Source organism: Thermogemmatispora carboxidivorans (assembly GCF_000702505.1).
Classification (GTDB): domain Bacteria; phylum Chloroflexota; class Ktedonobacteria; order Ktedonobacterales; family Ktedonobacteraceae; genus Thermogemmatispora; species Thermogemmatispora carboxidivorans.
In genome coordinates, this window is the sequence record NZ_JNIM01000001.1 from 1,929,019 (window position 1) to 1,943,167 (window position 14,149).

Below are 14,149 nucleotides of genomic sequence, written 5' to 3' on the forward strand. Positions count from 1 at the left end.
TTATATGTATCGATCTTGGCTACGAATTGTAAACTTCTGGGGAAAGAGTGGTAAGAAGGTCCTGCTCCCTGCATGAGTAGATTTGGTACCGGTCCCTGTCCGGGCTGCTCTCCCTCCTCACCAGACAGCGCGGGCTCCTGACCTCTCTTCCTGTTTACCTACCAGCCTCTCTTCGCCAGGGGTTGCCAGCCACGAGGGCTGGCTCATGGCGTCCACGCCACTTAGACACCCCGCAATCTGATTACTTCAATGATCGTTCTCAAGAGAATAAGGATATCCAGTATATATGATTGATGCTTAATGTAATAAAGGTCGTATTGTAGCTTTTCCAGGGCCTGTTGACTTGTAAAAGTATAGTGGTATTTGACCTGAGCCCAGCCTGTCAGGCCCGGGGGAACGCTCAGCCGGCAGCGATAGAAGGGAATAGTTTTTTCCAAGACGGTGACGAACTCTTCCCGCTCGGGCCGGGGACCGATCAGGCTCATTTCCCCGCGCAGAATATTGAGTACCTGGGGAAGCTCGTCCAGGTGAGTGGCCCGCAGAAAGCGCCCAACGCGCGTCACCCGTGCATCGTTGTGACTGGCCCATTGAGCTTTCCCTTCTGGCTCGGCGTCGACACGCATGGAGCGAAATTTGTACATCTTAAACTTGCGTCCGTTCTTCCCCAAACGTTCCTGGCTGTGGAAGATGGGGCCGGGCGAGTCAAAGCGGATCAGCAGCGCGAGTGGAGGAAGCAGCAGAAGTAGTAGCAGCGATCCCATCAGACCAAAGGTGAGATCGAGTAATTTTCGCCAGCAGAGGTACAGAGGGGAGAGGTTGGCGCCTGGCAAAGCGATATACCATTGGCCGCCGATCTGCTCCACCGGGATCTTCCCGCTGACGTTCTCATAGACGCAGAGGGCGGGTACGAGTGAGATCCCCAGGTGGGTCCCGGTAATGGCCTCCTGTACCAGGGCTGGATTCTCCCGATACTCGGTTGCCATAATCAGTACATCAATGGCTTGCTGCTCGATCAGGCGCTGCAGCATGAGGCGTCCGCCAAGAACAGGTACAGGCAGCGCTCGCTCGCGCTCAGCCTGTGCCTGCCGGTTCTCCTCTTCTGAGATATAGCCCACGATATCGATGGTCGAGCGCCGGGGCGCGGCCTGCAGCTCTCGTGCAATCGCCTCCCCGATGGGGCTGATCCCGACAATCACTCCCTGGCGCCGGAAGGGGGGCAGGTGCAAACATTGGGCAATAGCCAGGTGCCAACTGGCGATCAGGGGGAGGCTGACGCCGGTAAAGGAGAGGGTTGTGAGCAAGATGGTGCGCAAGGCGCGGCCTTCGAGCGTGGCACTGAGAGCAAACCAGAGACCAGCCAACAGAAGCTGTGTGATGATAGCCCGTAAGGGGCTTACCAGGCGGCTTGACATTCCATTGAGGTCGTAGGCGCGAGTCAAGCGAGCTGCAAAGCCCCAGAGAAGAGCGGCGCAGCCGATCCAGGTGAGGTGCATCTCCCACGGCATGATCAGGCGGCTACTACTTGCGACTGGTGGCTGATTACGCACTATCAGCAAGGTGAAGGTTATCAGCAGCAGTAAGCTATCGCCGCCAATCAGGATAAGCCGCCAGTCGTTGCTGGAGATGCGCCGTCTCGTTCGCAGGCTGAGCTGCCCCTGCTCGCACTGAGAGGCAGTAGACCAGGCAAGGGTGGCGCTATTCCCCTGATAATTTCGCCTTGGCACCGGTTCACTCTGTTGTGGATATTCTTGCTCTTTCAGCATATGTTTCCCTTTCTCTCCTGAATTATCCATCTACCACATTCTATCTATATGACATCGATGTATTGGGGTCGTATTCTTGTTGTCTTTGATTCTGCTGCTCTTGTGAAGAAGAAGGCGCTAAAGGAGTGGAAGAGGAAGGTGACAGGAAGGCGGCGATTTGAGCGTCGAGGCGAGCGCTCAGTTGGTCATAGTCAAAGCGCTCTTCCGCCAGTGCGCGACCGCGGGCGCTGAGGGCCTGAGCCAGGGCTGGCTGCTTATAGAGCTGCACAATGGCTTGAGCCAGGGCGGTGGGATTCTCCGGTTCGACGAAAAGAGCGGCGCCGGCCTCTTCCGCCAACCGGCGGGCCTCGCCATCGACAGCGAGCAGAATCGGGCGCCCGCAGGCCAGGGCCTCATACATCTTGCAGGGCAAAGCCCCCTCAAAGAGAGGAAGCTTGCGCATCATGATCAGGCAGGCATCGGCGGCGGCCAGTAGCAAGGGGACTTGCTCATGGGGGAATGGGTCCATGAAGACGACGTTCTCCAGCCCGCGGCGGCGTGCCTCGGCCAGCAGCTCGGGCTTGGCGCCGCCGTCGCCGACCAGACGAATGCGAATGGCAGGATAGGGGCGCAGCTGCTCGGCGGCGTCCAGTACAGTAGTCAAGCCATGAGAGATGCCGAGAGTGCCAGCGTAGAGCACAGTAAAGGACTCTTCCCAGCCCAGGTGTTGACGGGCCTCAGCCTGTGGACGAGGAAAGAACTTGCTGGTGTCAACGCCGTTCGTCAAGAAGAAAACCTTCTCAGCTGCCAGGCCGCGGCGCAACAACTGATCGCGTATCCCCTCGGTAAGGACCCAGACCAGGCTGGCACGCTTGTAGGAGGACCACTCCAGCCACTCGGCCAGACGGATCAGCAGGCGATTCCGTAGGACGCCAAGCTGAACCGCTGACTCAGGCCAGAGGTCCGAGACCGTAAACACATAGGGGCTGCCTTTCCAACGAGAGAGCAGGCGCCCGGCGATGGCATTAAAGAGGGGATGCGACTCGACAATCAGCAGATCCGGGCGACCGACGGCCCGCGCTCCCAAAATCGGAGCCAGGCAGCCAAAGGAGAGATGGGCCAGGATGCGTCGCAAGAAGCCCCGATTGGGACTCGTGTAGCTCCAGACACGCACCACGCGCACACCTGCCCGCGTTTCTTCCTGGAGCAGACGCCCGCGGTACTCGGGTGGAACCACACCGGTCGGATAGTTCGGCACGGTTGTCAGAACCGTAACCTGATGGCCTCGTTGCACAAGGTGCTCAGCGTACTGACTGATTCGTGAAGCTGCGGCCCCTTTCTCGGGAGGATAGTACAGGGTTAGAAAGAGAATATGAGCCATAAATCGTTTTGTCCTTATCTTTAGCACTGTAAGAATAAGAGCTATATGAGTCAATCAACGTCGACAGTCTCTTAAAGAGCACTTTCTGAGTGATGGTGCGTGGTTGCTGTTGTTTCCTGGCGAGAGGCTGTAGCCTCGCAGCGGCGGGAGGCCGCCAGCTGTCTCTGCTTTGTTCTGCCTGGGCTGCCATCGCCGATGGTCAGGTAGCGTATTCCGAGCGCCTCAATGGCGGAGCGTTGCCTGTGCCAGGCCTGGCGACCATCGAGCACCACCTGGCAGCTGCTAAAGGGACGAAAATCAAAAGAGCCATAAGCTGTGTGGGCTGCTTGCAAAAGAATGGCGCTCACCGTGGCAGCCTCTGAAGGAGAGAAGGGGGTATAGCCAGCGGCCTGGATTTCTTCAGGGCTGAAGAGCGGATCATCAGCCAATACGCGCGCCCCCCGTTGCTCCAGAGCGAGGCGCAGCAAAACAGCGCTGCTAAAAGCCAGCTCGCGTACATCGCCGCGGTAAGCAATACCGAGAATCAGGATGGTTTGCCCGTCTAAGGAACCGAGAGCCATTTCGAGGCGCCGGACAGCATAGGTAGCCATACTATCGTTGATGGCGCGGGCCTGGCGAGGGAGCTGAAGCAGCGGGGCGAATCCATCGACCTGCTCGCTGACTTCTTCAGCGCCGGCCAGCAGGAAGTAGGGGTAGACAGGAATGCAGTGGCCACCGACGCCAACGCTCGGCGTATGGATATGGGAATAAGGTTGGCTATTGGCGGCGGCGATCGCTGCCTGCACATCCAGGCCGTGGGCATCGGCGAAGCGAGCGAACTCGTTAGCCAGGGCAATATTCACATCGCGATAGGTCGTCTCGATCAGCTTCACAAACTCAGCGTCATCCGTCGATGGCATGACAATGATGTCAGAGGTGTCGAGCACTGAGCGATAGAAGGCCGCAGCCACCTCCGTGCTGGCGAGATTGATCCCTCCCACAACCTTGGGATAGAGGCGCAGGTCGCGGAAGATTGTGCCAGAAGAGACCCGCTCGGGACTATAGGCCAGCCAGAAATCAGAGCCGGCCTGCAGGCCAGACTCGCTCTCCAGCAGCGGGGCCAGGCGGTGGGCGGTTGTGCCCACTGGCAGGGTCGTCTCATAGAGCACCAGGGTCTCGGGCTGTAGCCCTCTAGCAATCGCGCGAGTGGCGGCATCCAGCGCTGTAAAGTTGGCGCGGTGGGCGGCATCGATAAGGACTGGAACAATGACCACAACGGCGCGTGCCTGACGCACTGCCGCCGTTGTATCGCTCGTAGCGCGCAAGCGCCCCTCCTGGACCAGCTTGGCCACGGCCTCTTCCAGGCCAGGCTCCTCCTGAACATGAGAGCGACCAGCATTGATCTGCTCAACCACGTGAGGATTCACGTCACAGCCAATGACATGCCAGCCGTGGCGAGCATACTGCACGGCCAGGGGCAAACCGATCTTTCCCAGGCCAACGATGGCCACTGTAGCTGGTGACAGGGCAGTTATTGACATGTTTGAAAATCTCTTCTCCATGCTCTTCTCTGCGCTACTGTCTCTCATCCTCGTCTATCCGTCTCCCAGAGTGCTGGGATGTTCCTCGTGCCTCTGTGGCAGATTGAGAGAGGTGGGACTGGCAAGGCGGCGAGGGAGAGCCTGACCATTTAGCCCTTGCTCGTGAGAAAGGGCCGCGGTAGATCCTGGAGCCGGACTGCGGTCGACCTCTTCACACGAGGTAGGGGATTGCTGAGTTTGAGAAGGATGACCGTTGTTCGCTAGTGCCGAAGCCAGCAGCTGCTGAACCACCTTCAGAACGGCCAGGCCATCCTCTCCCGAAACAGAGGGGTGGCTATCGGTTGCAATCGACCGAATCACATCCTCGTACTCGCGGCGCAGTGGTTCGGCTTTTTGGACCTTGAGACGGGTCATGGTGCCCTCGCTCACCCCTGTCAGGGAGCGTAGTGCATCCCAGGAGGTGGGGGAATAGTCGTTCTCATAGAAAAAGACATCCTGGGTCAAATAGTTCAGCAAGAACATTCCCTTCTCGCCGGTGATGGTCAGCTCGCGCACCTTTGTCGGCGTCAGCCAATTAACGTCCAGCACTCCCAGTGCGTCGTTGCTGAAGCGTAGCAGCCCGAGCAGCAGATCCTCGCAGGTGCGATGAATATGCTGCTGGATTTGAGCCGAAACCTGCCTGATCTCGGCATCTACCAGGTAGCGCATTGTATCGATCTCATGCGAGGCCAGATCGAGAGTCACGCCGACATCGCGGATACGCGGGGGGAAAGGCCCGATTCGTCGGGCATGCAGATGAAAGATGCGTCCGAGAGCGCCGGCACCCAAGCGATGCTTGACCTCTGTCACTGCGGGGTTGAAGCGCTCGATGTGGCCCACAGCCAGGCGAGCATTGCGCTGATGAGCCAGCTCGATCAGGGCCTCGGCCTCCTCGACTGTGCTGGTGAGCGGCTTCTCCACCAGGACGTTGAGGCCGAGATCGAGGGCGAAAGCGGCCACCTCGCAGTGAAGATGAGTTGGGACGACCACCGCGACCAGCTCGGGGCGCTGCTCATCCAGCATCTGGCGGTAGTCGCTATAGCCGGCGATGTGGAAGCGCTGGGCGGCGCGCTGTAGAGCGCTGGGATTCGTTTCGGCAACAGCGACGAGCTGAATTGAGTCCTCCAGCTCTTTCAGGACGCGCAGGTGATTCCAGCCCATTGAGCCAGCTCCGACCACTGCCACCCTCAGCCGCATAGCGCGATCACCTCCCGGGCGATGGTTTCCAGGTCATCCTGAGTCAGGGCAGGATGTACTGGCAACGAGAGCACCTCACGCGCTGCCCGCTCTGTCTCTGGCAGCCGGGCCAGGGGACTGTCACCACGTACGCGCTGTCGCTGCTCTGGGTTCACTACATAAAAGCGGTTCGCCTGGCTACGATAGAAAGGTTGCTGGTGGATAGGCGTGGGGTAGTGGACGGCGGTCCCGATGCCGCGCCGGTTCAGCTCGGCGGCTATCTCATCGCGGTGTGCTGGAACGCGGATGGTGTACTGATGGTAGGTATGACGGCAACCCGGGCGAGTAATCGGCGTCGGCACAACGCCAGCCAGCCGCTGATTCAGGTAGGTGGCGTTGGCGATGCGTCGCTGTGTGAACTCCTCCAGTTTCGTTAGCTGGACCAGACCCAGAGCGCCTTGCAGATCAGTCATGCGCAGGTTATAGCCTAAGCCGATCTGGTAATAACGGCTGGCCTGCCCGTGATTGCGCAGAAGACGCAAGCGAGCGGCCACCTCGGGGTCGTCGCTCGTGATCATCCCGCCCTCGCCGGTGGTCATGTTCTTCGTTGCATAGAATGAGAAACAGCCTGTGCCGAAGCTGCCCACCGGCTTACCTGCGAAGCTGCTGGCGTGGGCCTGACAGGCATCCTCGATCAAGATCAATTTGTGGGCCTCGACCAGGGGCAGCAAGCGGCCAAGGTCACAGGGATGTCCATAGAGATGCACAGGAAGAATGGCGCGCGTGCGCTCACTGAGGGCCAGCGCCACCTGTGCAGGATCGAGCGTGTACGTTTCCGGCTCGATGTCGACGAACACCGGTGTGGCACCCACCAACAGGATCACATTGGCGGTGGCTGCAAAGCTGAAGGCTGTGGTGATCACTTCATCGCCCGGGCCGATGTCATGAGCCAGAAGGGCGAGATGAAGGGCTGCCGTGCCAGAGGAGACGGCAATCGCAGCACCGACCTGGCACAGTTCGGCAAAACGCTGCTCAAACGCGGCGACATATTTGCCCTGAGCAAGCAGGCCCGAGGTCAAGACCTCGTGGATGGCGGCCTCCTCCTCAGCTCCCAACAGGGGGCGAGCAATCGGAATCATCGCTTTCTCACTTCTTCTCACTGCGCCATCATGCGAAGCTGGTCAAATCAACCTGCGTATGACCAAGCGGAGCAGTGCTAGAGCCGTGGATCGCTCACTGGTCAGCGGCAAGATACGGGAGGTGGCCTCTCTCTGCTGGGCAAGCGGAATACTTCTCAATGCCTGCATGCTGGCCAGATGATAGTTTTGAGACATAAGCTGAAGGATGTGGTCTCAACGCTCCTGCGCCACTTAGCAACGCTCTTTCTTGGCGAGTTGCTTAAATGAAAAAGTCTTGAGAAGACAGTCCCTTCTATCAGCAAGCACCATGTTAGAGGCGCTTCCACACTGCCAAAGACCAGTATAGCTGACCTGGTGGCAATTGTCGTCCCGTTGATAGCTATTTTTCCAGGAACTGATGACCGTTTTTTCTGGCAACTTTTGCCGCCGGCGTCGGTTAACAATTACACACCGCTCAGCAGCGGCTGGCGGTAGCCAGAAAGGCCTCAATCGGCTTCCTGAGCTGATAGAACCCGCTGATCGCTCGTAGGACCTCCCCGGCAATTCTGGCTACTCACCTATGGCTCGTCCGATGCCTATGCTATATATCCCTTCAGCGAAGGCTGTGATTGGTATGTGTCGATGCGCTCATGGATACTCCAATCGCTGCCGGGGCGTGGGATCAGTTGCTCTTCGGGGTGGAACCGACGGCCTGGTCCTGGTCCCCTCGCTGGAATGGGCAAACGTACTGACAGACAAGCCCTGCTACGGCGTGACTTGTCCTGGTTGTGGAGGAGAGTGCTGGGCCCTTCCTGGGTCTGTCAGCTCTTCTCTAGCTTGTATGACTTGGGTTGTCGCTTAGGCATGAGGGAAAAATGCTATGTCAGAGCAGACCTTAACTCGTTTGAGAAAACGTCGGAAGGGGACAGAGACGCGTATTCTTCATTTTGCTTTTCAGGATCTCTTGCCTCCTGGGCAGACGCTAGCCTTGAGCTTAGGCACGCGGACGCTCTCTTTGCTGTGTGATGGAAGAATGGTGCTCGATCAGCAATTCAGTATCAATGAGTTGCGTATCCTTGAACCTATTTTGCAAGCTTTTCCTCATTATTGTCCCTACGAGGTTTTGCTAGCCAGTTTATCGTCAGCGCCGGTCACTGGCAGTTCGGTCGCTCGTTGTCGCCAGCGTCTGTTAGAGGCGCAGGGGAGTCAGCGCTGGCAGCAAGAGCTGCGTCCGATCCGCCGTGCCCTCTCATCCGTGCGCAGCAAGCTGCACCGCTTTGGGTTGGAGATTTCGAATGTCCGTGAGCGTGGCTGCAGTCTCACATGCCTGACCTATGATGGCGATATGGCCCAGCGAGAGGTGGTCTAGACTGAGATAGGGATAGGCATAAGGTGCGCGCGCTGCTCTGGGCGGCGGCCTGCGGCACCGCTAGTGTCAGGAGATTGGGCGGGAACTCCAGAGCCGGACTATCTGATAGCTGGGGGACAAAGCCACTGGCCGAGAGAGGCAGGCTCAGCATTGCCGATGTCTCTTTGCTGATCCTGGCCTCTCTCCTGGCGTTGTCTGGTTCGTGAACCGCAAAGAGCGGTCTCTGCGGCCTGGCGGTTCTGGCAGCTGCGTCTGCCTGCTCAGGGGTGATGGAGACGGTGAAGCACTTCGCCGGCATGCTCGACTACCAGGATGCCCTCGGCCTCGCGTCCCTTCCAGGCTTCTGGGTCGATGGTTCGCGGGTCGCGGTAGCCCAGGTTAACGCGCTGGCAGCGTTCGGCGTCGATGCCGGTTGCGAGGGTGACCTGGATGCGTGGCTGTTCGCGCCCGGTTGTGGCATCGTAGCTGCCAGCGCCTTTGACATGAGTGCTATGGGCTTTAATAGTGCCGGGAAGCGTGCGAAAGCGCTCAGGTTGCTTGAGAAAGTAGTCGCGCACGTGGTAGCCGACGCGCTCGATCAGGGGGCCGTGGGTAGAGGAGAACTCGCTGATCCAGGGGGCATAGATAATGACCTCGCCGCCGTCGGCCACGATTGGCTCAGTCTTGTACATGGCTTTGGCGCCAGTCCAGAGGTCGGGATAGAGCGGTGCAGCCACCGCCAGCACCAGCTGATAGGGGTGTGGATGAGTAACGATGTTGAGGCGGGCGGAGAGGTCCGCCGCGGCCTCGAAGGCCCGCTGATAGTCGCCGATGTAGAGTCCGTGCAGATGCTGCCCTTGCACCACAAGGGCGAGGACAAGCAGGGGTCTGGGCACAAGTTCGGCGGCGCGATGCAGCAGGCGACGTACCGGGGTGTCTTTTATGCCAATGGTATGTAGGCTGGTGACCAGGGCCCCCAGCCAGTGGGTGGTATTGATAATGTCCGGTCCGGCGATGCCAGGGAAGAGGTATTTGGCCCCGCCTGAGAAGCCAGCAACCTCGTGTGGAAAGACTGGGCCACAGATGATCAGTTGATCGTAGTCAAGGATGCGGCGGTTGAGGGAGACGACGATCTCTTCTCTGAGCAGTCCCTCTGTCAGGAGCTCAACTTCCTCGGCGCTGAGGGTGCCGAGAACGTGCAGCATCTCGGGCCGATCCCACTGGTGGTTGAAGATTCGCAGACCGGGATAGACCTGAGCGCGCTCTTCCATTGAGAGGCCAACCAGCGCCGTAATGGCGGCCTCGCTGAGCGGGGGGTGCGTGCCAAGGGCGATGAGATAATCTACTTGCGCTACTCGACCGTGCAGTTGCTCATTCAGGAGACGGAAGAAGAGAGGAATAGGAGCGCTGCGTGTTCCATCGGGGATGATGATCAGGACGCGCTTGCCTGCCAGGGCGAGTGGTTCGAGGGCGCGCTGGAGCAGGTTGCTTACCTGGCTGGAATTGAGTGTTTTGTCGGTGCTTCCCTCACCAAGCAGCATCGAAAAGCTCTCTCCTTTGGTGGTTTTGTCTGAACGCTGGCTTTGTCGTCGATGGTCCCGTCTGGTTGAGCACTGCCGCATATGAATCCGGGAAAACGGTGCCAGCGGTGATCAACCTGGTATGGGCTGGGCTGAAGATGGGGTGATGCCAATGGGCTTTCTTGCTTCCCCCTATCTCCTCCCTGATTGTATCACCTGAATGGTGGGGTAGGGTCTGGTGTCGAGATGGTGGGGAGGCTGTGCTCTACTGAATCAGCTGTCTGCCTACCTATTGACTGGCCTGCCGCGCTGGCAAAGGACTCTAGTGAATAGTGAGGCCTTGCCAGCGCTGACCAAGCAGCAAGAGTTCCTCTTCAATCTCATGCAGCACACGGATCTCGGCCTGCATATGCGAGAGGGGAATGCCACGCTGAGCGGCCCGCCGCAACTGCTCCAGCACGCGACCAACAAAAGTGGAGGTATAGGGACGCTGCTCGGCTGCGGAGGGCATGATGCCCAGCGCAATCTGGCTGCTATCGAAAAACTCTTCTGGCCCACAGCTCAAAGCCAGCAGATAGGCGTAGTCGCGGGCCAGGTCAAGCTGAGCTTGATGGAAATAGTTGCGCTGGGTGCTGGCAATAGAGAGACAGCCAGCGATCTTCCCCCCTTGCAAAAGAGGATAGGCCAATATGCTTTCCGCGAAAGGCTCGCTATGGGTAGGGAAATAGTAGGTGAGATCCTCCCGGCTTGGAATGACGGCATAGTGACCAGAGGCTACGCAGTGACCAGCCAGTGATTCGGCCCCCAGAAGGAGTAGCTCCTGCTCTGGCAGCGAGCGCCAGGGCGGGGTGCCACGTCCCTGAACGATGCGCAGACTGCGCACTGGCTCAGTAACCACGCCAGGGGGCACGCACTGGATAAGACTGATTTTCAGCCCAAGCTCGTGAGGATCAAACTGACTCAGCATCTGCTGCAAAATAAGATTGCGCATGGTTATGGAGCGGAGCGCTGGGGCACATTCCAGGCAGGTGGTGAGAATACGGCGGTAAAAGGTCGACGGGATCTGTTGGTCTTCATTATTACTGGCAGCTAGCTTGCCCAACAGCTCAGGATGGGCCTGTCGCAGATGCTCCGCCAGCACTGGGTGAGAGCGAAACACGGCCTGATAGAGCTGCCGCAGATGCTCCGTGCGCGGAGTGCTCTGCCCTTTGGCCCAACGCATGATGGTGACGCTGTTGACACCGACAACCTGCGCCAGGCGCCGAAGCTCATGCGTATTGCTAATGGCCTGCTCCAGCAGTCTCCGCCAGGTCTCCAGCTTTGCCATAATCGCCTCTGCCTAGGGATTATTGAGTGCTGTCTCGCCGGTCCTGATCTGCCTACGACTGTCTCATTTTAACCCAATCCTGTGTAAATATCAACGCGAATCGACCCTTTCTGTGACAGCGAAATATACGCTCGCTTCACTATGTATTATCGATCAACGATCATCGATAGGCGATGGCTTCAGACACCGGCGTAAGCGGAGAAACCGCCATCAACCGGAACCACGATGCCTGTGACGAAAGCCGAGGCAGGACTCACCAGCCAGTGCAGGGTGCCGAAGAGGTCCTCTGGCTGGCCGAGGCGGCGCATGGGAGTATGATCGAGAATACGGTGCCCGCGCTCGGTCAGGCTCCCTGTCGAGGGATCAATGAGCAATCCACGGTTTTGCTCTGTCAAGAAGAAGCCGGGAGCGATGGCGTTGACCCGAATGGAGGGGCTGTACTCCTGAGCCATATAAACGGCCAGCCACTGGGTCAGATTTACAACGCCTGCCTTGGCGGCGCTATAGGCGGGGACGCGCGTCAGCGGGCGCAGTGCGGCCATAGAGGCAATATTAACGATGCTCCCTCTCCCCTCAGCAGCCATGCTGCGCCCGAAGACCTGGCAACAGTAGAAGGTGCCGACGAGGTTGAGGGTCAGCACCTCCTGAAGAGCCTCCGGCCTCAGATCGAAAAAAGGCAGCTGTGAGGTTGTCGAAGCGGCCTCGCGATTCCCACCGGCAGCATTGATCAAGATGGTCGCCCGTCCGAAGGTCGCCTCGATCTCTTTGGCCGCTTGCTCAATAGCTTGACGATCGCCTACGTCGCAAGGCAGGCCCAGGACCTCCCTACCCTCGTCGCGAAGCGCGCGCACGATCTCGCTTGTTGGGCTGGCGCTGCGGCTGAGGAGGGCGACGCGGACTCCCTGCCGGGCCAGGAAGCGGGCCATGCTTCCCCCAAGCACGCCGGTGCCTCCCGTGATCACGGCTGTCTGGTTGGCAATGGTGAATAGCTCCTGTTCGTAAGCAAGACGATCACTCATGCAGCGATCCTCATTTCCCTCTTTCTGGTGGAAAAGGTGAAGAAGACCCTATGGTTTGCCCTGCTCTTCTTCCGTAAAAGTAGTGGGACGGTAGACGAGGTGCAGGTCATTCCAGGTAACCTCGAAGGTATAGGCGATGCCCTGGCGGAAAAAATCAGCAATGGCCCGCCCGGCCAGGGCGACCAGCAGTAGAGCGAACGGGCGAGTGAGCGGATAATCACAAGGGTCGCTGGAGCCGGCCTGTGGCGGTTGATAGTCAGGCTCCCACTCGCCGCTACCATAGAGACCGTCGGCGCTGAAGCCGACGTGGAGACAGGGCAGGGCCAGCGCACGACTGGCAGCGCTCACGGCGCCGCGGGCGGCCTCATTATCAAACGTGTCAACGACGAGATCGCTGCCTTGCAGCAGCTGAGCGGCGTTCTGTTCCGTGAGCGTTGCCGTTACTGGCTCGAGGCGGGCCTGCACGGCGCGATAGAGCGTTGCGGCTAAAGCGCGAGCCTTGGGAGCGCCGATCTCGCCGCGCAGATACGGCTGCGTTGACAGATTGCGCATCTCGACCCGATCGTGGTCGATCAGTCGCAGGCGTGCAAAGCCCATTCGGGCCAGTGTCTCGCAGAGATTGGCGCCGAGCGCCCCCGCGCCGCAAATCGTAATCTGACGCCTGGCGACTGCGGCCAGCGAGGCGTGGCGCTCCTCATGGAAAAACGGATCGTTTGGGTTAAGATTGATTGTGCTCATTCTTCCAGCTCCTCCTCGCTCCAGGGCGAGTCGCGCATCACGCTCACAATACTGGTCAAATCAAAGTCACGGTCACGTCCACTCAAGCAAATGCCGCTGGAAACGATCGTCAGCTCAGGATCGATCACAGAGCGATAGCGGTAGGGTCGTCCCTCTTCGCTCCACTCAACAATGATTTCTGAGGTCGAGCCAGAAGACGCTGGCAGCAGTGTATAGCTATGTAGCACCGCGCCGGCCTTAGCCAGGGCGTGGCGCAGGCGCTCGCTGAGCTGGAGGCGCAGGCGCTCCTGTTGTAGCCACGCCAGTTGGGCCCGGCGACTCTGGGCCTGCGCCACTTGCTCTGGCACAGACCTGCCAGCTGTAGAGACAAAGTGGCCTCTGGTTCGCTGCTCGGTGTCGAGAGCCTGATCATGGCCGAGGCTGCTAGTCCGCAATTCCTGGCGGAGAGCTTCCTCCTCCAGGCGGTGGAGGTCCCAGAGCAGCAGAGCGCGGCGCTCCGAAGCGCTCAAGCCGGCAGGAAAACGCTCGTGCCCTTCCCCGGGGGTGGCAACGGCCTCGCGCATCCAGACGGCATGCGTGGGATCGGCCCGCGGATCAGGACCATCGAACCAGAGGGTCTGGCCATCAACACGGGCTACAATGCGCTCAAAAGGCTCTGCCCCATTGAACGGATCACAGAGTAGCACTGGCAACGGTTCGTCGGGAAGGCCGAACCGCTGACGGGCATCGCTGGGATTAAAAGGCAGCGCCAGCCAGAGTTGAGCCTGGCTGGCCCTTGGCCCTGAGACGGGCCAAAGTAAGATCATTCGGAGCGCTGGCAGCAGCTCCAGGTAGGCCCCACGCTGCCAGGGCAAAGCTTCCCCCAGTAGTTCAGCCTCCTGTTCGTCGCGAGGACGGAAGCGGCCCCAGCCAGCAAAGGAGGCCCGCACCTTGAACTCATAAACCAATCCTTCGATGCGTGTGCGAATACGTCCACCGGGCAACAAGGGAGCAATGATTTCCTGCTGGCGCAAGCGCTCTGCTGCTGCGCTCAGGCGACTGATCAGGCGCAGCAGCTCCTCTGGCGATGGAGGTGGTGGGGTTGGCATGGGCAGGCCTCTTTCTTCTCTCAGAAAGCGCTTGAGTGCAAGCGGAAAGCAGCTCGTCGGTCATTCCGAATGGGTGCCTGCCCAGGTGGGGGACAGGCAGGACAGCCAGGCAGACGAACTGGCAGCACTCAGC

The 14,149-nt window shown here is 59.3% G+C and carries 11 protein-coding genes; 1 reads left to right on the forward strand and 10 read right to left on the reverse strand.

Translation table 11 applies throughout. The features are described from left to right. Positions 1-221: 221 nt before the first annotated feature. The 5 genes from N688_RS07600 to N688_RS07620 form a co-directional block, all read right to left on the reverse strand. A complete protein-coding gene (locus N688_RS07600; protein WP_052888721.1) occupies positions 222-1,763 on the reverse strand; it encodes a sugar transferase in 1,542 nt (513 codons plus the stop codon). Positions 1,764-1,803: 40 nt separating this feature from the next. Beyond that, the gene (locus N688_RS07605) at positions 1,804-3,123 is read right to left on the reverse strand and encodes a glycosyltransferase family 4 protein (RefSeq protein ID WP_052888722.1); all 1,320 of its coding nucleotides are present in this window, start codon (positions 3,121-3,123) and stop codon (positions 1,804-1,806) included. Positions 3,124-3,194: 71 nt separating this feature from the next. Beyond that, positions 3,195-4,643, reverse strand: a complete 1,449-nt coding sequence (locus N688_RS07610) for a nucleotide sugar dehydrogenase (RefSeq protein WP_052888723.1) — start codon at positions 4,641-4,643, stop codon at positions 3,195-3,197. A gap of 54 nt (positions 4,644-4,697) precedes the next feature. Beyond that, positions 4,698-5,879, reverse strand: coding sequence for a Gfo/Idh/MocA family protein (locus tag N688_RS07615; protein ID WP_052888724.1), 1,182 nt, complete (start codon positions 5,877-5,879; stop codon positions 4,698-4,700). Continuing rightward, positions 5,870-6,997 carry a DegT/DnrJ/EryC1/StrS family aminotransferase gene (locus N688_RS07620; protein WP_052888725.1) on the reverse strand — a complete coding sequence of 376 codons (1,128 nt, stop codon included), beginning with the start codon at positions 6,995-6,997 and terminating at the stop codon, positions 5,870-5,872. Before N688_RS07620 ends, N688_RS07615 begins: the two co-directional genes overlap by 10 nt. Positions 6,998-8,009: 1,012 nt before the next feature. Here N688_RS07620 and N688_RS07625 point away from each other — a divergent pair. Further along, complete coding sequence (locus tag N688_RS07625; RefSeq protein WP_156025340.1) at positions 8,010-8,345, forward strand: hypothetical protein; 336 nt, start codon at positions 8,010-8,012, stop codon at positions 8,343-8,345. Between the two features lie 260 nt (positions 8,346-8,605). Here N688_RS07625 and N688_RS07630 read toward each other — a convergent pair whose 3' ends face one another. The 5 genes from N688_RS07630 to N688_RS07650 form a co-directional block, all read right to left on the reverse strand. Next, a complete protein-coding gene (locus tag N688_RS07630; RefSeq protein ID WP_052888727.1) occupies positions 8,606-9,865 on the reverse strand; it encodes a lactate racemase domain-containing protein in 1,260 nt (419 codons plus the stop codon). Positions 9,866-10,166: 301 nt separating this feature from the next. Then, complete coding sequence (locus tag N688_RS07635; RefSeq protein WP_052888728.1) at positions 10,167-11,171, reverse strand: GAF domain-containing protein; 1,005 nt, start codon at positions 11,169-11,171, stop codon at positions 10,167-10,169. Between the two features lie 179 nt (positions 11,172-11,350). Continuing rightward, a complete protein-coding gene (locus tag N688_RS07640; RefSeq protein WP_052888729.1) occupies positions 11,351-12,190 on the reverse strand; it encodes an SDR family oxidoreductase in 840 nt (279 codons plus the stop codon). Positions 12,191-12,238: 48 nt separating this feature from the next. After that, on the reverse strand, positions 12,239-12,928 hold the full coding sequence (locus N688_RS07645) for a HesA/MoeB/ThiF family protein (RefSeq protein ID WP_052888730.1): 690 nt from the start codon (positions 12,926-12,928) through the stop codon (positions 12,239-12,241). Further along, the gene (locus N688_RS07650; RefSeq protein ID WP_052888731.1) at positions 12,925-14,016 is read right to left on the reverse strand and encodes a hypothetical protein; all 1,092 of its coding nucleotides are present in this window, start codon (positions 14,014-14,016) and stop codon (positions 12,925-12,927) included. Before N688_RS07650 ends, N688_RS07645 begins: the two co-directional genes overlap by 4 nt. Positions 14,017-14,149: the final 133 nt, after the last annotated feature.